Below are 20,587 nucleotides of genomic sequence, written 5' to 3' on the forward strand. Positions count from 1 at the left end.
TCGAAGTCAGCCGAACCTCGTCCGCGCCTATCAGGCCTTCCTCGATGCCGCTCACATCATCGGGCCCCCAATTATGACCGAACCTGCTCGCATAGACCCAAATGGCCAGTGGCGCTTCGACATGACTCTACCGCCAGCCCGGATTCGACGCACCCGCTGGTCACGTTCGTTTGCCGCGATCATCAAGGAGCTGTGTGAGAGGCGACGCCACCTTCGGCGAATCCTTCTGAGCGGCTGAGCAACCCACACAGTCGAATTACGAAATAGTGCCAGATCCCTGATTCGGCCGGAATTGAACCTGGCATCGATGGAAGTGAGCGGCCCGCGGAAGTAGTCCGCGACTGCCCACGCGATCGCCAGTTTGCGGTACGTGGCAAAGAGTGGTTTACTCAGGGATTTCTCGTAAACCTAGCGGTGGAACTTGTTGTGGGCCTGTTCCATTTCGGCAGTCCGACACCGGGCGCCTGGCGGTGCGGGATGAAGAGGCCGTTCCCTGGTAGCCGCCGTCGGCGATGACCATAGCGGTGCGGCAGGCGTCGGGCCGGATTCCGTCCAGGCCTGCGGTGCAACGGACGTCCGATCACGACGACGACTTCGTTATCGGGCGTCGCTGGCGACCAGATGGTGGGTCGAGTACCAGTGGTTCCTACTCGGTGCGGCAATGTGCGGTCGCAGGTCGGACCAGATGCTGACCACCGTAAGCGCCACACCATGCGGGATCGGACCGGGGTCGCAGCGCCAACGTAATACCAGGTCGTCGATCACCGGGCTTTGGCCGGCTTCCATTCCGAATACCGCCGCGGGTTGACGCATCGTCAGATGCGTCCGCAGTACCTGGCCACCAGCAACACCCGGCCCTCGAAACACAACTCCCGATGTCGGCCCCGCAACGACCGGTCGGTGCCCTCGTGCGGAAGCCGTGTGGTCGGGCGAGCGAACATGCGTGGCCACAGCCCGGAGATCAACTCCATCATCGAATAAGCCGCCGAGTGGCTACCCCCAGAACAATACTCACTGCTAGTCGAACGAATTATGGACAGCCGTTAGGAGGCGCTCATCGGCAAAGCCGCCAGGGGCCTTGTTGTTTGCCGGATCAACTCTGTCCGATGAACCAACGACTTATGCGGTGACCACCTTCAAGGTCGAAAGTCCGCGAAAAGACAGCCCGGTGCGCCAGCGGGGCTGCTCGACCAGCCGAAGATCGGGAAATCGGGACGCCAGGAGCGGGAACAATATTGCCCCTTCGAGCCGTGCAAGCGGTGCGCCGAGGCAGAAATGGATGCCGGCCCCGAACGACAATGGCGGGACCCCGGTTCGGGTGATGTCGAGACTGTCGGGGTCGTCGAACCGATCCGGGTCTCTGTTGGCTGCCCCCAAGCAGGATCAGTACGACCTGACCGGGATGTAAATCAACTCCCGCCAGTCGCGTCGGCTGGAGCACCGTACGCCCGTTGGTCTGGACGGGGGACTCATAGCGCAATAGTTCTTCGACTGCGTTGCTCGCCAACTCTGGCCTGGCACGAAGTTCGCGCATTTGGTCAGGGTGGGCGAGCAGCGCGGCGACGCCGTTGCCGATCAGGTTCGTGGTGGTCTCGAACCCTGCCGCAAACAAAAGAATCGCGGTGCCGACGCATTCGTCGTCGTCTAGGATGTCGTCGCCATTCGCGACGGCGAGCCGGCTCAGTAGGTCATCGGTAGGGCGGGCGCGTTTGACCGCCAACAGGTCAGCGAAATATGCGGCAAGTTGGTCTTCGGCGTCGCAGGCTGCTGTCAAGGCTGCGATATCGGCACCGGGTTCGAGCGAGGCCAGCAGGGCCCGCACCAGTGGGGCTGCTACCGCTCTATCAGTGCTGCTACCGCTCTATCAGTAAAGGGCACCCCGAGTAGATCTCCAATCACATTCACGGGCAGCGGGAGCGCCAGATCGTTGATGATGTCGACGGAGACCCGTGCTTCCATGACATTGAGCAAGTGATTGACCTGTGTGACGATGCGGCCGCGCAACTCGTCGATGTGCCTCGGGGTGAACACGTCGGCGACCAACCGACGCAGCCGGTGGTGGTCAGGAGGGTTGCGGAACAGCATGGTGCGTCGGAACCGGTGCATGGCCTGATGGTGCAGCTCTTCAGGAATGTCGGACAAGCCGAAGCCCAGCGACTCGTCGGCCTTGCCGAGGCTGCGGTCGCGGAGCGCCGCCGCGCAATCGTCGTAGCGGCTCAATACCAGCACGCCCGATCGTGTAACCAACACTGGTTGCGTCTGGCGCAGCCGCCGGAACGCCTCGTAAGGTCCGGCCGAGCCGTGATCGGTTAGCAAGGCATCCAGGAGCAGTGCTCGCTCGCTCGGTACAGTCATGCCTGTCTCCTTGCACTCACCGGCGACTGCAAGAAATGTTTGACATCGACCACAATGAACAGTGCTGTGGCCGTGACAACCAAATGTCCCCCTGCATCCTCGATTCTGGCCCCGAGATGTAATTTCCGGCCATCTCGAGACCGTAGTTCGGCGTGTAGGGCGTAGGGAGTGTCGAGCTGAACCGGAGCAAGATAGTCGAGGTCGAGATGGCGCGTCACGGCGAGTTCGCCGACGGTGTATAGCAGGAAACCGAATAGGTCGTCGACTACTGTCGCCACAGCGCCCCCGTGCACTATTCCGGGCGCTCCTACATGACGTCGATCGAATCGGTGGTGAGCGACCACGCCGCCTGCGCAGCGCTGGGCCGTCAGAAAATGCCCATGCGGGTTGGCCGGTCCACAACCGAGACAGTTGGGATGGTGGGGAGGCAACTCAGTCGATCGAGGTTCCAAAAGTCGGAACGAACGCACCCATTCCTCCAAGTCAGGATCGGACGACCTGCCGCCCGTGTCCGATAGATTGCTCATGGTCAGCCTTCCTGTCGATGAAGCCGCACCCAACACCGATCTCGAGCGTGACCACTATGCAAATACATATCGCGCACGCCAGAGGGGGTGCGCAGCCGGTGGCCCCATTCCACCACCACCGGCGCGAAACGTGCCGTGCACTGGGAGGTGACTCCCATCTTCATTTGCAGCCTTTCGCCGATGTCGACGTGCACGGTAATGTCGCCGGTGTCGCGAAAGCTTCGCACTATGGGTATCAATGTCCTGTTCCGTCCTACTCAGGACCAGGCATGGAGATAATTCCTAAATCTCGACGACGGTCAGCTCGCCGTTCGCATGCAGGGTGCGCAACCGCTTCTTATCGAACTTGCCGACCGAGGTCTTGGGCACCTCTGCGGTGAAGCTCCAGCGCTCAGGCAGCCACCACGTGGCGACCTTGCCGTCGAGGAAGTCACGCAGTTGGGCAGGTGTTACTTGCCGCCCGTCGCGTACGACGATCACAGCGAGGGGGCGTTCCTGCCACTTCTCATCCGGGACCCCGATTACTGATGCCTCGAGCACGTCGGGGTGACCGGCGAGCAGAAGTTCGAGCTCGACCGAGGAGATCCACTCCCCGCCGGACTTGATCACGTCCTTGGTGCGGTCGGTCAGCGTGACAAAGCTGCGTTCGTCGATCCGGCCGACATCGCCGGTGCGCAACCAGCCGTCCTGGAACTTATCCCCGCCATCCTCTTCGCCGATGTACGAGCCGGTAATCCAAGGTCCGCGCACTTGCAACTCACCGACGGCTTCGCCGTCGTGCGGGAGCTCATTGCCTCCGTCGTCGACGATCCTCAGCTCGACTCCTGCAACCGGACGACCTTGGGTCGCTCGCAGACGCCACCGCTCCTGGGCGTCGAGCGACGCCGGCGGCCGCGCGACAGCCGCTAGTGGCGAGGTCTCGGTCATTCCCCACGCCTGTACAACCTGTACGTTGTACCTCTCTTCGAAGGCCTTCATCAGATGAACGGGTACAGCTGAGCCACCGCAAGCGACCAGGCCTAGAGACGAGATGTCGTAGCTGGGGTGGGAATCCAGGAAGTCCAAGACGTCGTTCCAGATGGTCGGGACTGCCCCGGCGATGGTTGCCTTGTGGACGTCGATCAGCCGCACGAGCGGCTCGGCTTGTAGGAACCGGTCAGGCATGAGCAAGTCGGCACCCGCCATGAGTGCGGCGTAGACCAGCCCCCAGGCGTTCGCGTGGAACATCGGGACGATGGGGAGGATTCGGTCATCGCTGCTCACGCTCAGTCCGTCGGCGGCGCAGGCCGCCATCGAGTGGAGGTAAGTCGACCGGTGGCTATAGGCGACACCTTTGGGGTCGCCGGTGGTGCCAGAGGTGTAACAGGCCGCGGCCGCAGACTGCTCGTCGAGGTCTGGCCAGTCGAACGTCTCGGGCTGGGCGGAGATGAACTCCTCGTAATCAACGACTGTCAGTCCCTCACGGTGCAGCGGGGTAAGGTCCACATCTCCGGTGACAACGATGGTATGCACGCTAGTGAGCTGCAGCAACACTGAGGCCATCATGGGTACTAGGCTTCCATCGACAATCACGACTTGGTCCTGAGCGTGGTTACCGATGTAAACAAGCTGATCGGAGGCGAGCCGTAGATTCAGGGTATGCAGCACCGCTCCCATCGAGGGCACTGCGCAGTAGGCCTCCACGTGCTCCTGGTTGTTCCACATGAGGGTCGCGACGCGCTCATCGCCTGTGATCCCGCAAGCCCGCAATGCGTTGGCCAACTGAGCGGACCTCCGTCCGATTTCGGAGAACGTAGCAACCTTCACGCTTCCGTCAAGTTGCAAAGTCCGCACGGTCGCCGAGCCGTGCACACTCGAGCCGTGGCGCAGAATCGCCGCGGTCGTCAACGGGACGTTCATCATCGTGCTCTGCATAGCATTTCCTCATTCAAGAGTGTCTTCGAACGTAGGCGATCTGGGGGTTGATTCGCCGCTGGCCGGCGACATGGGGCTGCTGTCAGCGATCCCAGCCGTCAGCGAACTGGAAGCAGCCTCCAGGGACGCGACCAGGTCCGTCTCCAGCTCTGGTAGTTGGCTAGCGGCCGAGGCCACCCCGGCCAGGCGAACTCGTATATCAACGTCGCGGCGGATACCGGCACGCGCAGTGGCGGTCCACGCCTGCGCACAACGGCTGGCCGCTACGGCGAGTTGAGCGGTGGCGGAGTCCCCGGTCAGACGAGCGACATCTGCGCAGCCATCGGCTAGCAATCGGCGGAACAGCCCGCCGCCAGTACCTGCCTTCTCAATGAAAGCGCTCAGGCTGAACAGGAGAGTCTCGAGGTCGTCCACCGGAAGATCGGCCCAGGTCTGAATGTCGGCCGCCAGCTGCACCGCCGCGGCCAAGCCCTCCGCACCGGATGCCGCTGCCCTGAGATCGACGATCCCGGGTTGCGATGGGCGGCGCATTCCGGCTGCGGACTGTCGAAATGCCTCCGCCGCTACTTCCGCCACGTCCGGCAGCGCACTCGGCCAGCTGATGCGGTATGTACAGTGGCGCGTCGGTTGCGGGAAAGACTTCGAGGACCGCGCCCGAGCCAGTGCATCGAGCGGGACTTTCTGCACCTCGGCGCGGTCATTGTCTACGACAAAGGCGATCCCCTCGGCCTCGTCGTGACCGATCACGACGATGTCGTGGCGACTCATCTGGAACTGGACGCGGAGGTACGGCAACTCACCGATATCTCCCCATACCAGGCTGGGTCTGCCTGCTTCGAGCTCGTCGAGAACCCATGACCACCCTCTCGGGGATCATCGGTCGTGAGAACCTGGACTTGCGCGCCGAGTCGGCGGGGCAGATCAATTTCGAAGTCGGCGCCTCGTCCTACCAGGTACAGCGGTGGAACGAGGTCGCTTGACCGGAGGTACGATAACCCCAGTGCGCCGCCGAGAGCGAACACCAGACCTTCGTCGGGCGGCCCATCCCACCCCAGTCCATGCCAATGCAGAAGATCCCGCATAGCGCCAGAACCGCTGTGTCCCCCCATCTTGTGCGGGTAGTCATCGACCAGGGTCCTGCGGGGCATGTGAATCCTTTCGGGTGAATGAGGGGGCCAACGGGGATCGAAGACCGGGTCAGTGGCTCCGGATTCTGTCCAGGTAGGCCTGGCGGGCCGCTGTGTCGACGCCGTCGAGAAATACCGAGTCCGTGCCCAGCGCGGATCCGAGCCTGGCGGTCAGCCAGCCAGGGACGAACTTCATCGCCGCGACCAATACGCCGGCCAGGCGAGTGACGCGTACGAATGGACGCGGGCGCTCGATAAGATCGGCTGTCGCACGCGCGATCTCCTCGGGCTCGGCATTGCGCAGTCCCTTGGCACCAGCGGTTCCCGCGACGAGCTCGGTGTTGGTGAATGTGGGCCTAACGGTGGACAGCTCGACGCCTGACGTGCGGTACTCGTGCCGTGCCGCCTCGGTGAATCCGATGACCGCGAATTTGGTACCGCAATACGTCGCCAGTCCAGGCACAGCGAGCTCGCCGGCCAGCGACGCGGTGTTGATGATGTGCCCAGCGCGCCGCGGCAGCATTCGCTGAAGGGCTAGTTTGGTCCCAAAGACGACTCCCAGGACGTTGATCTCGACCTGCCTCCGGGTCACCGTGTCGTCTTCCTCGTGTACGTGACCAGTGGGCATGATGCCCGCATTGTTGATCAGCACGTCGAGGGGGCCGAGCTCTTCCTCGACCAGCTCGAGAAATTGCCGAAACGAAGTGGGGTCGGTTACGTCGAGGTGGGTAACGATATTCACGCCGAGTTCGGTGGCGGCCTCCTGAGCGCGCTTCTCATCGACATCGCCGATGGCGACGCGGTGGCCTCGTCGAATCAGCTCCTTCGCGGTCTGGTAGCCGATGCCGCGGGCCCCGCCGGTGATAGCTACGGTCTTTGCGGCGGTGCGGGCACGGTGTGTCGTCACTTGCTGTTCTCCTTGTTGAGGCCGAGGCGCTGCCATAGGCCGCGACCGGCCGCCGCGCGCAACACTCTTCCGGCCATGGCCGCGCGCCGCGGGGTGTACGGGTACCAGGTGAGTTCTCGCGACAGGACAGGGATCCGTGGCTCTGTCACTGCCTGTACCCGGCAGTACTTGCGTAGCCCGTGAGCTCCGCCGAGCCGAGCACCGATGCCCGAGGCCTTCCATCCACTGTGCGGCAGTGTGGTGGCGAACAGGTTGCTGAAGACATCATTTATGTTGACAGCTCCCGCGTTTAGCTGTAATGCGATGCGCTGAGCACGAGCATGGTCTCGGGTCCACACCGTCGCAGACAAGCCGTACGCCGAGTCGTTGGCCAGGCGGATGGCCTCGTTCTCATCCGCGACCTGCATCACCGGAATCGTGGGACCGAAGGTCTCCTCGGTCATGCAGGCCATCGTGTGGTCGACACCGACCAGGACCGTCGGAGCGTAGTAGTTTCCGACCGCACTCCGAGTTCCGCCAGCCAGAACCTGCGCACCTGCCACCACTGCCTCGCTGACGTGGCGATCGGCAATATCGACCTGCCTCGCGGTGACCATTGCGCCCACGTCGCGACCGGCCGCACCATGGGCGAGGGACCGCACACGTTGGGTCAGCCGCGCCACGAACTCGTCGTAAACCTCAGATACCACATACACCCGCTCGACAGAGATGCATACCTGTCCCGCGTTGAACAGAGCGCCCCACGCGATTCCCTCCACCGCACGAGCAAGGTCGGCGTCCTCCAGCACGATCGCCGGATCTTTGCCGCCAAGCTCCAGACTCATCGGCTTCAAATGCTCGGCACAGCGGATCGCGACCGCACGCCCGGTGGCGGTCGAGCCGGTGAACTGTACAAAGTCAGCGGCATCGACCACGGCTGCGCCCGAATCGCCATCACCTACAACGTGCGCCAGAACCGCGGGGGCGCCGATCTCGTGCCAGCCCTCGATGATCCGCGCGCACGTCAGCGGCGTCTCCTCCGAGGACTTCGCCAGGACCGCGCAGCCGGCTGCCAGCGCGGGCGCTGCGTCCATGAGGAAGAGGGTGATCGGGAAGTTCCACGGCATGATCATGCCGACGACCGGGAAGGGGTGATAGGTCGTAGTGAGTCGTTTCGACAAGGTCAGCAGGCTCGAGGACCTGACCTGCTCGCCGGCGAGAAACTGCGCGGCATGGTCGGCGTAGTAGCTGATGAACTCGCACGATGCTGTCGTCTCCACCAGGGCGTCGGGACGCACCTTGCCTGTCTCGGCTTGCAACAAGTTGGTGAGCTCGTCGGTGTGATCAAGGATCCAGTCCCGCCAGCGATGCAGCCATTTGGCGCGTTGGCGTGGGCCGGCTTCGGCCCACCCGACCTGAGCGTCTCGAAGATCAGCAGCGACGAGACTTACTGTCTCGCGGTCGTCGACAGCGACGGTTGCGATGAGCCGACCGTCGGCGGGGTTGCGCACGTCCAAGACGCCCGCTGGGATCGTCGCGCTCATCGGACCTCCGTAGGTGAATGGGGATCGCGGGCGATCCCGTCGGGATGGGTGCGGTGGGCGCGTGTATCGGTGAAAGCGTCAGCGATCACCTGGGGCCGCTTGAAGATAAGAGGCCCATAGGTGCGGCGAAGTTCGGCCAGGATCGCGTTCAACGGCAAGTCGTCGTAGACGCCCCGCTCGCGGACGTACTCCATATGCTCGGCTCCGTCGGCAGAAAAGGCGTGCAGTAGTGCATCGCGATCGCCGTCGAAATCCACCGGCGGCACACCGAAACGCGCACACAACTCGGTGTTGAACGCGGGCGTCGCCTTCAACCACCGGCCGTCGATATTGAGGAGGCTGTAACCGTGATAGACGAACAGGTCTGTGCCACCCATGAGCGCTCGCAACGCGTCTGTCTGCAAGTGATTGCGGACGTCAGCGAAGCCAAGCACCGCAGGGATCCCCGCCGCACGGCACACCGCGGTCAAGAGCACCGCCTTCGGGACGCAATAGGCGCGCCCGGACTCGAGGACGAAGCTCGCGCGATAGTGGGCAGGGTCGTCAGACACCGTGTAGGGGTCATACCAGACCCGGTCGCGAACGGCGGCGAAGAGACGCTTCGCCTTCTCTCGGCCGGTGCTCGCGTCGCCGATCACAGTGGCGGTGAACTCCCGGACTAACTCGTGCTCGATGTCGAGGAAGTCGGTCGCTCCCAAGAATGTCATCCGGTCCGTTTTCATCTGTGCTCCAGGTCTATCGGCAATCCGTCGACGGGAATTGGGAGCGAGGTGTTGTCCCACCTGGCTTCATACTGGTCAGGGACCGTCCAGGTGTAGGTTCGCAGCATGTGATGCAGGATCGCCTTCACCTCGAGAGTGCCGAAATGCAGGCCGATGCACTTGTGCACGCCTCCTCCGAAGGGGATCCACCCGAGGCGATGATTCCGGTCCTCATGCCGCGGCTCGGTGAAGCGGTCAGGGTCAAAAGTGTCGGGATCGGTCCAGTACGATTCGTCGAAGTGGTTCACCGCCGGAGCCACGGCTACCAGTGTGTTTGCGGGGATTTGGTGTCCGGCGATTTCGACATCCTCGATGGTCTTACGCATCATGATCGGCACGGGCGCCACCAGCCGTAGCGTCTCCTTGATCACCAGGTCGAGAGTCTTCAGCGCGTCCAGGTCGTCGATAGTTGGGCGACGTCCGCCCAGTTGGTCGGACTCGGCCCGAGCCCGTTCCTGCCAAGCTGGATGCTTGGCGAGGAAGTAGACGGCAGCGGTGCTGGTGATGGTCGAGGTGTCGTGTGCCGCCATCATCAAGAAGATCATGTGGTTGACGACGTCCTCATCGGTGAAAGCTTGACCGTCGGCCGTGCGGGCATGGCACAGCGCCGCAAAAAGGTCCTCTCCCTGGGCGCTCCGCGCCGCCGGCAGGTGGAAGGTGAAGTAGTCCTCCAGGAGCGCACGCCCACGGACTCCGGCCCGCCACCGAGTCCCCGGCAGCGGGAAACGGATGATCGAGCTGGCCGCACGCACGGCCGCCACGAAGGCGTCGTTGATGGCGTCAGTGTCCTCACTGCCACCCCGATCCGCCATGAAGACCTTCGTCGCTACGTCAAGGGTCAGGCCCTTCAGCAGTGGATAGATGCGTGTGGACTGGCCCGCTGGCCACGCGGGAATACCGGTCTCGAGCGGCGGCCCGAGCTGGTCCACATAGGCGGTCAGGCGGTCGCGGGTGAACGCCTCCTGCATGATTCGTCGATGCATCCTGTGCTCGTCGAAGCTCATCAGCATCAGACCCCGGTGAAAAAAGGCGTCGATGAGATACGCCCACCCGTCCTGTGAGAACGATTTCGCCTTGACGGTCAGCGCCTCCTGTATGGCATCTGGACCGGCCACCATCACAATCTTGGTGCCGAAGGCGCCCATCCATGAGACGGGCCCGAATCGCTGGTACCTGGCCCGGGTGAAGCTGGATCCGAAACGGATGTAGTCCAGGGTGTGACCGAGCACAGGCAGACCAGCGGTCCCTCGGATCGGCTTGAGGCCCGACCCTGCGGGGGGCATTGCCAGCTCACGGACAGGCCACTGATCACTGGCCCGCAGGAGGGCCGCATCGACCCGGCTCGGCAGTGGCGCCAGGAGGACTGACGAGAGTCGCTCCCGACTCTTCGCCAGCGGCAGATGGATGGCGTACGTCACTGACATTCCTTTCTGAATGCTGTTCGCACGCAGTCGTCGTGCGAGTCGCCCGAGAGTCGGTCACTCAGGGCGAGCCAGCGAGCACCAGTTCTGCCCGGCTTATGCGAAGCTGCTGGGTGATGGCCCGCTTGCTGAAGATGAAGTCACGGGGGCGATTGATGCAGTCGGCGGCAATCAGCTCGCCAGCACGGAGGTAGAAGCATGTGAATTCGCGGCCCCGGGTAGGATCTCCGCTGAGTACGACTTCGTCGTAGCCGGTGTTCAGACCGGCGATCTGGAGCTTGAGATCGTATTGATCCGACCAGAACCATGGAAGCGCAGCTATGTTCTTTGACTTCCCGCAGATGGTCGCGGCAGCGACCTTGGCCTGCTCGCCCGCGCTGGGTACAGATTCCAGGCGTATGCGACGGCCGTAACGGGCCATGTCGTGACTGGCGCAGTCCCCAGCGGCCATGATGTTGTGGTCGCTGGTCCGACTCTGGCCGTCGATCACGATCCCGTTGTCGACCAGCAGACCCGCGCCGGCGGCGAGTTCGGTATTCGGCTCCACGCCGATGCCGACAATGACGAGGTCGGCAGGAATTGATTCGCCGCTGGACAGGAATACCTCTCGGATCCTGACGTCTCCGGATAGGGCCTCGACTAGCGCGCCTGTTCGGATGTTCACGCCCTCCTGTCGGTGAATTCGGTCGAAGAACGCGGATACCTCGGGGGCGGTGACCCGTTCGAGGACGCGTTCGGTAGCCTCGAGCACAGTGACCTGCAGACCCAGCGCACGCAGCGAGGCGGCCGTCTCCAGTCCGATATATCCGCCGCCGATGATCACGACCCGGCGCCCCGGGCTGCTTTCCTCTCGGATCATCTCGACGTCCGCCGCGGAGCGTAGGTAATAGACCCCGGCCAGGTCGACACCGGGCACGGGGAGTCGACGGGGGCGAGCGCCCGTGCACAGTGCGAGATTGTCGTAGGGCACTTCGTCGCCGGTGCTCAGTGAGAGCAGGCCAGCCGAACGGTCGATCGCCTCCACCGTTGCATCCACGAGTTGGATTTCCTGCTTGTTATAGAACTCGGCGCTGCGAATCGCGAGCTCGTCGAGGGTTTGCTTCCCTGCCAGGTATGCCTTCGACAGCGGAGGGCGGTGGTATGGTAATACCGCCTCTTCTCCAATGATGGTGATCTCGTCGGTCCATCCTTCTTGGCGCAGACTGCTGGCGAGTTGGACCCCGGCGTGGCTGCCCCCGACGATGACGGCCCGCCGCGTGGTCATATGCTGGTTTTCGGGGTGAGACGGACCATCATCTTGCTGATGCCCCGCACAAAGTTGGACTGCACGTACTCGGGCTCCTCGACAACCTCGATATTTTCGAAGCGAGGAAGTAGCTCCTCCCAGAGGATCCGCAGCTGCAGCTCGGCGAGCCGGTTGCCCATACAGCGGTGAACACCGAAGCCGAAGGCTATGTGGTTGCGGGCGTTTGACCGGTCGATGATGAAATCGTCGGAGCGTTCGAATACTCGCTCGTCGCGGTTTCCCGAGGCGTACCACATCACTACCTTGTCGCCCTTGCGGATGAACTGCCCGTTAAGAACGGTGTCAGCTCTGGCGACACGGCGCATGTAGGCAAGCGGAGTTTGCCATCGGATGATCTCCGAGCACATGTTGGGGATCAGGTCGGGGTTCGCTTTCAGCTTCGCGAACTGTTCAGGGAAGCGGTTGAGCGCAAGAACGCCGCCGCTCATCGAGTTCCGGGTCGTGTCGTTCCCTCCGACGATCAGCAATACGAGGTTGCCCAAGAACTCCATCGGGCGGTCGATCAGGTCCTTGGTATTTTCATTGCTTTGCAACATCGTGATCAGATCGAATCCGGGCTGCTCCCCAGCGGCTGTCCGGGCCGCTTTGTCGTGCCAGAGAGCGCTGAGACCTCTCGCCATGTCGCGCATGCCGGGGAACACCTCATCGTTGTCCGATGGCCCACCGTTGGCCTGCTCCAGCGAGGTTGCGAGGTCCGACCAGTAGACGAGCTTGTGACGTTGCTCGTACGGGAAATCCAGCAGGGTCGCAAGCATCCGCGCGGTCAGTTCGATCGAGACGTTCTGCACCCAGTCGAACGGCTTATCTACGGGTAGATCGTCGAGCACCTCTTGGACGCGCGATCGAATCAGGCCCTCCATCTCGCGCAGGTTCTTCGGCGCGACCACGCCTTGAACAGCGGCCCGCTGTGCGTCGTGTCGTGGCGGGTCCATCGCGATGAACATCTCGATATCGAGGAAACGGGGCGGAGCCCCGATAACGATGAACGGCTCAGCGGAGAAGAGTTCGTGGTTCTTGTCGACGGCCACGATGTCAGCATGCCGCGTGACGGACCAGAACGGACCGAACGGACTGTCTGGCTGATAGTGGACTGGGGCCTCGTTTCGCAGGCGCGCGAAGTAGGACTGCCAGCGTCCCTGGCGGTACAGGAAAGGGTTGCTGAGGTCGATGTCGGCGAGCGCGACTTCTTCGACTGGCGGGATGGGCCTCTCGACGAAGAGCTTCTCCCCGTTCGTTCCGGTCATCCATCGGCGAGTCTTGTCATATAGGTGTGCACCCTGGATCTGTAGATCCATCGGGATGGTCGACTGAACCTTGGCGGTGATTGCTCCGGGAATCTTCATCGCGTCGTATCCGTTTCTCGCCGTTACATCTGGAACTCGGGTAGGTGGACGATCAAGCCATCCCAAGCCGTCGATGCCATCATCTGGCACGACAGCCGGGAGGTCGGCTGGCGCTCGGGGTTCATCGCGAGCATCTCCTCCTCATCGGCGCCGGAACGCCCGACCTGCTCGATCCACTGCGGATCGACAACCACATGGCAGGTGCCGCAGGCAGCTTCGCCTCCGCAGTCCCCGTCGACGCCGGGCACAGCGTTGTTGGTCGCGACCTGCATCAGCGACTGGTCTTCCTCGATCGGCGCCTCGTGCTTCTCGCCGTCGTGGGAGACAAAGGTGACAACTGCCATAGCCAACTCCTCGATGCGTTGTCCTCAATGTGACTTGGTCCAAGTGTTGTCGAACACGGGTTCGGAGGCTATGTTCGGCAGAGTCAGAAGTTTGTGAATTCGGCTCAGAGAGACCATGGTGAACCTCAACGACGAGGGCGTGCCTCCGCTCATGTTCGTGCAACTGCTCGAGAGCCAAGCGCTCGACCCGGACGCCGCCGCTCGGCTTCGCGACATCATGGCTCGCGAAGGAATTGACGAGACGACGTTGATCCAACGCAATATCCAGGCCCCGATACGGTGGTTTCGCGAGGTCTACCCTGCACTCGATGTCGACCAGGCAACTTCGCTCGGCTTCGCGTTCGCCGAACAAGCTCAGTTGACGTCCTTCGGCCCATTGAGTTTTCCGCTGGTCAGCGCAGGCTCGGTAGCTGAGATCGTGGAGCTGCTCACCTATCTGCCTTTGATCTCGACGGCTCTCAGTCCGCAGTTCCACCCAAGTGACGAGGGACTCACCGTCGGGCTCGCCGCGCACACAGGCGATTCGGCGCTGAACTGCCTGGTCGTCGCGTATAGCGGGTCGGCACTCCTGCGCCTGCTCGACATGCTGGCCGGCGATATGCCGACCGTGACACTCCATCTGAGCTGGTCAGCGCCGAACTTTCTAGCCGATAATGAGGATGCCCTAGCTGGGCGGTTGTTCTTCGACGCTCCGACGTCATTCCTTAGTGTCCCGGCAGACACTCTCAACGAGGTATGCAGGTTCTCCGATCCGGTCGCCTATCGACTTGCCATCGTGGATCTGCAACGAACCCTCGACCAGCGAAGTAAAACCATGTCTTTCTCGGAGAAGGTACGACGGCTGCTGGAGGAAGATCCTGGAAAGCGGAGTAAAGACTGGGTCGCACACGAGCTGTCGATATCGACTAGCACACTCAAGCGGCGCCTATCCGAGGAGGGGACCACCTTTCGCGAGTTGCGCGAATCATTTCTGCGTGACCGTGCGATGCTGCGGCTACTCGACCGATCGATGTCGGTGAGTGAGATAGCTGCCGATCTCGGATATAGCGACCTCGCGAACTTCTCGCACGCCTTCAAGCGATGGACCGGTCGCTCTCCCAGCGAATTTCGACACGAATAGCACCACCCGTCCCGTCGCTGGTGGATGGAGTCTGCGCGATCTGGTGCAGATCGGTTGGGGCTGGCCCCAGGCAGGAACCCGCTGCGGCATATGACAAAAAAACCTCGCGACTTTGCCGAAACCGTGCAGAACTTTGCCGAACTCGTTGCTGCAGCCAACGGCTATCAGCGGCGTAGCTAACACCTAACACGGCGAGTAGTGAGTCGGCACCGGTCTGAATGATCTCAGCGCGTTGCCACCAGGATCCTGCCGGTGACGGCTGGGCATGAGATGGACGGAGTCGAGTCTCTCAATCGTGAAGCGCATCAACTCGGTTAGCCAGCCCTAACTGAGCCAGTTACATTGCGATGCAGGACTGCAGCACGAATCGATCGTGCCCCGCATCCAGGGCCGGAGTTGACGAGAAGGCGACGATCGGTGCCGAACCGACAGTCTTACCCGCTAGGTGGAGGGGATCGCCGGTGAGCTGGGTACTTGATCTTGTCGGCCTGCTTCGAAGCGGCTCACCCGTTATCCACGGGCGGGTATTCGGTCACTGGCACTGATCGACGGTCGGTCCCGTTTCCGACCGCGACCCTTGGGCGGGTAGCGAGAAAGTTGTCGACCAGTTGGGCGCAGTCGTCATGATCGATGGTGCGTAGTCCGGTGAGGCGCGCGAACACGATCGGGCCGAGGAGTTCGATGATGGCGAAGGTGGTGTCGAACTCGCCGAGCATCGCCCGCGCGTCGGGGCCGGTGAGGATCCGGTCGAACGGTTGGCGATATTGCTCGATGACGCGGGCACGCAGCGAGGTGACCGCTGCCGGGTCGGTGTGGTCGTCACCGATCGTTCCCATAGCCAGCCAGGCCAGCGTGGTCATCTGCACTGGGGCTTGTTCTACGAGGTCCGCCTGAGTAGTGAGTAGCGCGATGAGTTGATCGCGCACGGGCCCGTCGCCGGTCGGTGTGTCGACATGGGGAAGCAACCGTTCGAAAGTTGCCGCGAGCAGTTGGGTGGTGCTTCCGAAGTGTCGATAGAGAGTGGCGCGCGCGACCTTCGACACGCGGGTGACGGCATCGACTGTGACCGCTTCGACCCCGCCGGTGGACAGCAGATGACTGGCCGCGTCGAGCAACCGGTTGCGGGACCGCGCCAGCCGAGGATCGACCTGCTCGTCGGCTACGGTGCGCGGATCGGCCGCGGCAGAGTCCGGCTCTGTCATGGCCGCCCTTTCCTCGATTCGTATCGCTCAATTTGATCGTGCGTGGACGTCATCTCGCTCGCCGACCCACTATGATACTAATAGTCTCACACAGAGACTATCGATCTACAACGGCGGGAGGTGCAGCGGTGAACACTTCCCGGACGGGCGCTGTCGAGATCGCCCGGTGGACCAGGGCCCAATACTGGGTGCTGGCAGTATCGTGCCTGGGGGTGGCGCTGGTCGTCGCGGCCATGGCGGCGTTGTACTCGGCGTTGCCTCAGATTGCAGTCGCGACCGGGGCGACCCAAGCCCAGCTCACCTGGATCGTTGACGGCTACACACTGGTGCTGGCGTGTCTGGTGTTGCCCGCCGGAGCCATCGGTGACCGCTATGGGCGCCGCGCGGTGCTGGTGGCGGGACTGGCGGTGTTCGCGGCCGCCTCGGCGTTGCCGCTGGTGCTGACCGACCCGGTGTGGCTCATCGCGGCACGCGCACTCGCCGGTGCTGGCGCAGCGTTAGTGATGCCATCGACCCTGTCGATTCTGACCGCAGGCTTCGCTCTAGCTCATCGCGGCCGAGCGGTGGGGGTATGGGCGGGCGTCGCCGGATCCGGAGCTGTTCTGGGGATTCTCGGTGCCGGGATGTTGCTTGAGCGGTGGTCGTGGCAATCGGTATTTGTCGGGCTGACCGTGGCGGGGATTGTGCTGGCCGGGTTGGCTTGCACGATCGCGGAGTCTCGCCAACCCGAGCATCCGCCGGTGGACGGAATTGGCGCGGCGACGGTGGCTGTCGCGATCGCGGCGATCGTGTTCGCCGCGATCGAGGTTCCCGCACGCGGCTGGGCCGACCCGCTCGTCGCTGTCACCGCCGGTGTCGGAGTCGTGGCGGCGGTGGCGTTCGTGGCCGTGGAGCTACGGATCTCGGCACCACTGTTAAACGTGCGGTTGTTCGGACGCCGAGGCTTCGGTGCTGGCTCCCTGTCCGTGACCATTCAGTTCCTGGTCACCTTTGGGGTGTTTCTACTGTTGGTCCAGTACCTACAGCTGATTCTCGGATACGGTCCGCTGGCGTCGGCCCTGGCGCTGGCGCCGATGGTGGCGCCGCTGGCCATGATTTCCGTAATCGCGCCTTGGCTCTCGAGCATGGTGGGATTGCGGGTGATGACCGTGACTGGCCTCCTCACCATCGCTGCCGGGCTGGTGCTGGTGAGCCGGTTGGACCTCGCCGCGAACTACCTCGACCTACTGTGGCCGCTGCTGATCATGAGCGCGGGCCTGGGATTGTGTACCGCCCCGGCGACTTACGCCATCGTCGCCGACACCCCCGAGGCCAAACACGGAGTCGCCGCTGCGGTGAATGATGCCGCCCGCGAGATCGGCGCCGCGATCGGGATCGCCGTGGCCGGCAGCGTGCTGGCCGCTGGCTATACTCAGCGTATCCAGCCCGCCCTACCCCGCCTGCCCGAGTCCGCTCGCGAACCAGTTGCCGATTCCCTGGCCGCCGCCCTGCAGGTCGCCGAAAAGGGCGGACCAGCGGCCCAGCCGCTAGCCGAGTACGCCAAGGCAGCGTTCGTGCACGGCAGCGGCGAGGCCGCGCTGGTGTTGGCTGCTATTACCGCCGCAGGCGCGATCGTGCTGGCTGTGCTTGCACCCGGGCCCACCACTCGCCGATGCCGCGCACAACCCTCGTGCACGATGGCTCCTGCCTCTCGCACGTCCCCTACCCGCGAAGGACGCCCGGCATGACGGCCTATCGCACGATCCTTGTGGATACCGATGGATCCGATCGCTCCTACCGCGTGGTCGACCGCGCCGCCGAATTGGCCCACGCCACCCACGCCCGACTGGTTATCGTCGGCGTCCGCCACCACATCGACGAACGCACACTCGGAGTTGACCTCGACCGGCTGGGACCCGAGGCCTACCGGCTGCGCGGCACCAACCCGGTCGAAGCGATATTGCGCACGGCCTGCCAGCACGCCCTAGCGCACGGCGCCATCGACATCGACACCCGCATCTTGTCCGAACCCACTTTGCGTGCCCTATTGCGCCTTGCCGCCACTGCGGCGCCGGACCTCATCATCACCGCCGACTTGTGCCGGTCGACTCCGCTGGCCCGGCTGCTGTCCGATACACCGACCGAGCTCGCACGCAGAGCCCACTGCGACATCCTTATCGCCACCACCCAGTGACACACATATGCAGAAAGCACCCATGAGCCGCACATCCGATACCACAAGATCCGTATCGTCCGAGGCCGAGGAGAGTACGCCCCTCTTCCCTGTGGTTCCGCCGGAATGCCAAGACTTGCCGCCCCATCATGATCATTGCCTCGGTTGTGGGCCAGCCAATCCGCACGGCCACCAGTTGAGCGTCCGACGTGACGCGGAAGGTGTCTACGCCCGTCACACGTTTGACTCCCGCCACGTTGGCGCCCCAGCGATCGCCCATGGCGGCGCAGTCGCCACCGTCCTCGACGACCTGTTCGGGTTCCTCCTCTACACCGTGGGAGAACCCGCCGTCACCCGCCACCTCTCCATCGACTACCTCTCCCCGGTTCTACTCGACACCCCGTATATCGCCCGCGCCCATCTTCATTCCCGCCAGGGTCGCAAACTGAACCTTCGGGCCACCATCGAAGACGACCATGGCCACATGGTTACAACCGCTACTGCGCTCTTTCTCGTCGTCAACATCGACCACTTCTTCCTGGCCTCACAGCGTGCCACCTCTTCAGACGTGCCACCAACGGCCTAAGCGGCGATCACGTACTGTGGCCGGCGCGATCAGGCGATGAGGACGACTTGGGTCGGGACCGCTATGCCGCCAGCGCACTCTGGGGTGCAGGCTGCTGTGGGACGGTGACCTACGGGCTTCGCTCACGAGTATGCGCTGTCTGACACGATCCGCCAAAACACTACGCACAGGATGCGGCTGTTATGACTCTAATGGGCACGCACGGTCCGGAAATCCCGGAAACGCCAAGCTTCGGTGGCCTCGTGACCACCGATGACATGGTCGCTGCTCGGAAACGATTAATGGAATTCACCGATGAAGACGAGGCATTGCTGCGGCAGTTTAGCGGAGTCGCGACAGCCGGTATGGCTGAGATCGCCGACGAACTCCGCGCCTACCTAAACGAACACCGGGACACTGCCGCACTTCTTTCTGAGCGCGACACTGAGGAACAGGCCGAACATCTTCGAAGCGATCACCTTTCCGGTTTGACGGCGGGAACCGTCGATGCTGACTATCTCATCGAGCGTATGCGTATGGCCGCGCGTCACGAGCGACTCGGCGTGAAGCCGACATGGCTTCTCGGCGCGTACAATCGGTTTCTTTGCTCTGCTGCGAGCCGGATCTGTGAATCCAGCTCATCTTCCGATCCCGAGCGTGCGTTGGCGACGCTGCTGGCGCTACAAAGGCTGGTGTTCCTCGATATCGGCCTCGCCGCCGACATCTACCTCGCCAAACGCGAGCACTCGAATCGCGAGCAGCAGAGGGCGGTGAGCGAACTCCCGACTCCGGTACTGCAGTTGATCCCAGGGCTTCTGGTAGTCCCGATCGTAGGAGAATTGGACGATCGCCGGGCTCTTAATTTGACCAATCAGCTGATGGCGCATATCCGCAATTCGAGGGCGCAGGCCGCCGTCGTCGATATCACCGGACTGCCGTCGATCGATCTCGACGTTGCTGCCCATCTGATCACAGCAGTAAAAGCATGTGCGCTTTTGGGTGCGGAGGTTATTTTCACTGGGCTTTCCGCCGAAGTCGCCCGGACGCTTGTCGACATCAGTCCACAGAAAACTACGCTCATTACATTTGTCGACTTGCAGAGTGGGGTCGAGCATGCCACACAGACACTTGGGTACGAGATGGTGATGACGTGGCCATTACGCAATACCTGATTTGGCGAAGTGCTTGGCCAGTTGCGCAGTCCCGACTGCGGTGGGCGATCCGGCTCACCAGCCTGTGTACGTGCCGACGCGGTGCTGATTGCGAAGTAAGTCCGCCGTCGGTGAAGATGCTCAACAGCAACGTTCGCGCGCACCGCCAAACATGCCGCGCGCAGTATCTGCGGTGGGCCACCGCTGGTATCGTACGGAGCTTCGGCGGCATTCGAGTTCGGGTACCGGTCCTCATAGCTCCTAGCGTGAATCTGCATGTGTCACCGAGACACGTTGCGATGCAGGGAGTTTCGCAGCGGACCTATGTGACGGATGATTGTGGTGGTTAGCGAACCGCAACTCCCAGTGAAGCCGCCGGGAATAGCCAGCCCTCACCACACAGCCCGAGGTTGGTGTTCAAGGGGGAGTGGGGAGGGCTGTACGTGCTGTCGGGGGCCGCTCATTCTCGGGTTCGTGTCCGGATGACCTTCTGGCGCAGGCTAATAGCTTCTGTCGGTGCGGTTGCTGTGCCGTCGCCATCAGATCAGTGCGGCATCGAGATTCAGGAATCCGTAATGGATGTCGATGCGGCGCGCCCACCGGATGGCCAGGCGCCGGTACCGGGGGAGCGGGCGCAAGTCTGCTCCACGATCCACCGGCCGCAGTGACTTTGTCCCGGGTTCCGCGGCGGGATGTAATTCGACGCAGTAAATCCCCTTGCCTGGACGGCCGAGGCCACTAGGACGGCGGATCGATAAAACTATCACCGACACGGGTTGCGAGCATGTAATCTGTACGCCGACCTGCGACAGCGCCGGGATCGACGGCCCATTCCCATCGCGGAACCCGAGACAAAGGTCACCGCCAGT

Annotated in this window: 17 protein-coding genes and 1 pseudogene; 5 read left to right on the forward strand and 13 right to left on the reverse strand. The window is 62.9% G+C overall.

What is annotated here, in order from left to right; genetic code table 11:
* Positions 1-1,093: 1,093 nt before the first annotated feature.
* From ACWEVR_RS33250 to ACWEVR_RS33305, 12 genes and pseudogenes are all read right to left on the reverse strand, one after another.
* A complete protein-coding gene (locus ACWEVR_RS33250; protein WP_198041205.1) occupies positions 1,094-1,822 on the reverse strand; it encodes a cytochrome P450 family protein in 729 nt (242 codons plus the stop codon).
* A gap of 11 nt (positions 1,823-1,833) precedes the next feature.
* Complete coding sequence (locus ACWEVR_RS33255) at positions 1,834-2,355, reverse strand: cytochrome P450 family protein (RefSeq protein WP_198041206.1); 522 nt, start codon at positions 2,353-2,355, stop codon at positions 1,834-1,836.
* Positions 2,352-2,882, reverse strand: coding sequence for a PaaI family thioesterase (locus tag ACWEVR_RS33260; RefSeq protein ID WP_022565926.1), 531 nt, complete (start codon positions 2,880-2,882; stop codon positions 2,352-2,354). The genes ACWEVR_RS33255 and ACWEVR_RS33260 overlap by 4 nt, the downstream gene beginning before the upstream one ends.
* Before the next feature lie 282 nt (positions 2,883-3,164).
* Positions 3,165-4,796 (reverse strand): long-chain fatty acid--CoA ligase, encoded by a 1,632-nt coding sequence (locus ACWEVR_RS33265; RefSeq protein ID WP_019050205.1) that lies wholly within the window; start codon positions 4,794-4,796, stop codon positions 3,165-3,167.
* Positions 4,797-4,889: 93 nt separating this feature from the next.
* Positions 4,890-5,944 (reverse strand): annotated as a pseudogene (locus ACWEVR_RS33270) (BtrH N-terminal domain-containing protein); the annotation flags it as partial.
* Positions 5,945-5,993: 49 nt separating this feature from the next.
* On the reverse strand, positions 5,994-6,830 hold the full coding sequence (locus tag ACWEVR_RS33275; protein ID WP_019050202.1) for an SDR family oxidoreductase: 837 nt from the start codon (positions 6,828-6,830) through the stop codon (positions 5,994-5,996).
* Positions 6,827-8,353, reverse strand: a complete 1,527-nt coding sequence (locus ACWEVR_RS33280) for an aldehyde dehydrogenase family protein (protein ID WP_316574273.1) — start codon at positions 8,351-8,353, stop codon at positions 6,827-6,829. The genes ACWEVR_RS33275 and ACWEVR_RS33280 overlap by 4 nt, the downstream gene beginning before the upstream one ends.
* Complete coding sequence (locus tag ACWEVR_RS33285) at positions 8,350-9,075, reverse strand: transglutaminase domain-containing protein (RefSeq protein ID WP_019050200.1); 726 nt, start codon at positions 9,073-9,075, stop codon at positions 8,350-8,352. The genes ACWEVR_RS33280 and ACWEVR_RS33285 overlap by 4 nt, the downstream gene beginning before the upstream one ends.
* Complete coding sequence (locus tag ACWEVR_RS33290) at positions 9,072-10,532, reverse strand: cytochrome P450 (protein ID WP_022565928.1); 1,461 nt, start codon at positions 10,530-10,532, stop codon at positions 9,072-9,074. Before ACWEVR_RS33290 ends, ACWEVR_RS33285 begins: the two co-directional genes overlap by 4 nt.
* A gap of 64 nt (positions 10,533-10,596) precedes the next feature.
* Positions 10,597-11,799 (reverse strand): NAD(P)/FAD-dependent oxidoreductase, encoded by a 1,203-nt coding sequence (locus ACWEVR_RS33295; protein ID WP_019050198.1) that lies wholly within the window; start codon positions 11,797-11,799, stop codon positions 10,597-10,599.
* Complete coding sequence (locus ACWEVR_RS33300) at positions 11,796-13,184, reverse strand: cytochrome P450 (protein ID WP_019050197.1); 1,389 nt, start codon at positions 13,182-13,184, stop codon at positions 11,796-11,798. Before ACWEVR_RS33300 ends, ACWEVR_RS33295 begins: the two co-directional genes overlap by 4 nt.
* Before the next feature lie 23 nt (positions 13,185-13,207).
* Positions 13,208-13,528, reverse strand: coding sequence for a 2Fe-2S iron-sulfur cluster-binding protein (locus ACWEVR_RS33305; RefSeq protein ID WP_019050196.1), 321 nt, complete (start codon positions 13,526-13,528; stop codon positions 13,208-13,210).
* A gap of 118 nt (positions 13,529-13,646) precedes the next feature.
* Between ACWEVR_RS33305 and ACWEVR_RS33310 the strand changes: the two genes are divergently transcribed.
* Positions 13,647-14,648, forward strand: coding sequence for a helix-turn-helix domain-containing protein (locus ACWEVR_RS33310; protein ID WP_030204276.1), 1,002 nt, complete (start codon positions 13,647-13,649; stop codon positions 14,646-14,648).
* A 503-nt stretch (positions 14,649-15,151) separates the two neighbouring features.
* On the opposite strand, the gene ACWEVR_RS33315 is transcribed toward ACWEVR_RS33310, so the two are convergent.
* Complete coding sequence (locus ACWEVR_RS33315; protein WP_019050194.1) at positions 15,152-15,850, reverse strand: TetR/AcrR family transcriptional regulator; 699 nt, start codon at positions 15,848-15,850, stop codon at positions 15,152-15,154.
* Positions 15,851-15,978: 128 nt separating this feature from the next.
* On the opposite strand from ACWEVR_RS33315, the gene ACWEVR_RS33320 reads away from it, so the two are divergent.
* From ACWEVR_RS33320 to ACWEVR_RS33335, 4 genes are all read left to right on the forward strand, one after another.
* On the forward strand, positions 15,979-17,577 hold the full coding sequence (locus ACWEVR_RS33320) for an MFS transporter (RefSeq protein WP_019050193.1): 1,599 nt from the start codon (positions 15,979-15,981) through the stop codon (positions 17,575-17,577).
* Positions 17,574-18,023, forward strand: a complete 450-nt coding sequence (locus tag ACWEVR_RS33325) for a universal stress protein (RefSeq protein WP_022565929.1) — start codon at positions 17,574-17,576, stop codon at positions 18,021-18,023. Before ACWEVR_RS33320 ends, ACWEVR_RS33325 begins: the two co-directional genes overlap by 4 nt.
* Before the next feature lie 22 nt (positions 18,024-18,045).
* Complete coding sequence (locus ACWEVR_RS33330; RefSeq protein WP_051719635.1) at positions 18,046-18,588, forward strand: PaaI family thioesterase; 543 nt, start codon at positions 18,046-18,048, stop codon at positions 18,586-18,588.
* A gap of 242 nt (positions 18,589-18,830) precedes the next feature.
* Positions 18,831-19,739: a protoglobin domain-containing protein gene (locus tag ACWEVR_RS33335; RefSeq protein ID WP_162178105.1), complete on the forward strand. Its 909-nt coding sequence runs from the start codon at positions 18,831-18,833 to the stop codon at positions 19,737-19,739.
* Positions 19,740-20,587: the final 848 nt, after the last annotated feature.

It is taken from the genome of Nocardia sp. NPDC003979, from assembly GCF_053605015.1.

What these genes read in the sequence shown, in the direction of transcription:
- ACWEVR_RS33295 (WP_019050198.1), bottom strand. Translation starts at nt 11,799, where the DNA reads ATGACCACGCGGCGGGCCGTCATCGTCGGGGGCAGCCACGCCGGGGTC.
- ACWEVR_RS33260 (WP_022565926.1), bottom strand. Translation starts at nt 2,882, where the DNA reads ATGAGCAATCTATCGGACACGGGCGGCAGGTCGTCCGATCCTGACTTG.
- ACWEVR_RS33265 (WP_019050205.1), bottom strand. Translation starts at nt 4,796, where the DNA reads ATGCAGAGCACGATGATGAACGTCCCGTTGACGACCGCGGCGATTCTG.
- ACWEVR_RS33330 (WP_051719635.1), top strand. Translation starts at nt 18,046, where the DNA reads ATGAGCCGCACATCCGATACCACAAGATCCGTATCGTCCGAGGCCGAG.
- ACWEVR_RS33305 (WP_019050196.1), bottom strand. Translation starts at nt 13,528, where the DNA reads ATGGCAGTTGTCACCTTTGTCTCCCACGACGGCGAGAAGCACGAGGCG.
- ACWEVR_RS33280 (WP_316574273.1), bottom strand. Translation starts at nt 8,353, where the DNA reads ATGAGCGCGACGATCCCAGCGGGCGTCTTGGACGTGCGCAACCCCGCC.
- ACWEVR_RS33315 (WP_019050194.1), bottom strand. Translation starts at nt 15,850, where the DNA reads ATGACAGAGCCGGACTCTGCCGCGGCCGATCCGCGCACCGTAGCCGAC.
- ACWEVR_RS33325 (WP_022565929.1), top strand. Translation starts at nt 17,574, where the DNA reads ATGACGGCCTATCGCACGATCCTTGTGGATACCGATGGATCCGATCGC.
- ACWEVR_RS33255 (WP_198041206.1), bottom strand. Translation starts at nt 2,355, where the DNA reads ATGACTGTACCGAGCGAGCGAGCACTGCTCCTGGATGCCTTGCTAACC.
- ACWEVR_RS33300 (WP_019050197.1), bottom strand. Translation starts at nt 13,184, where the DNA reads ATGAAGATTCCCGGAGCAATCACCGCCAAGGTTCAGTCGACCATCCCG.
- ACWEVR_RS33285 (WP_019050200.1), bottom strand. Translation starts at nt 9,075, where the DNA reads ATGAAAACGGACCGGATGACATTCTTGGGAGCGACCGACTTCCTCGAC.